2 pseudogenes are annotated in these 308 nt (G+C 63.3%); both read right to left on the bottom strand.

What is annotated here, in order from left to right:
* Positions 1 to 147: pseudogene (locus EN807_RS37270) on the bottom strand (alanyl-tRNA editing protein); the annotation flags it as partial.
* Positions 147 to 308 (bottom strand): annotated as a pseudogene (locus tag EN807_RS37265) (cysteine synthase A); the annotation flags it as partial. The pseudogenes EN807_RS37270 and EN807_RS37265, both read right to left, overlap by 1 nt.

Below are 308 nucleotides of genomic sequence, written 5' to 3'. Positions count from 1 at the left end.
GGTGTCGCCGGGCTGGCCGCCCGAGGTTGCGTAGAAGATTGTCCGGTCGAGGATTATGCCCCCGCGCTCGTTGATCGCGACAACCGCCGCCTCGCTCGCCTTCAGGTAGGCGTCGTCACGAAACAGAGCTTCCGTCCGGTGCGCCATCACGCGACCTTTTCGAAGGGCACCGAAATGTCGGCCTTCTCTTCCATCCAGCCCGGCACCGGCAGGTTCTTCTCGCGCAGGAATTCGGGATTGAACAGTTTCGACTGGTAGCGCGTGCCGTAGTCGGCAAGGATCGTCACGATGGTGTGGCCCGGTCCCAG

The sequence above is a fragment of the Mesorhizobium sp. M5C.F.Ca.ET.164.01.1.1 genome (assembly GCF_004792125.1).
GTDB lineage: Bacteria > Pseudomonadota > Alphaproteobacteria > Rhizobiales > Rhizobiaceae > Mesorhizobium > Mesorhizobium wenxiniae.
This window is presented reverse-complemented; position numbering and strand designations above follow the sequence as displayed.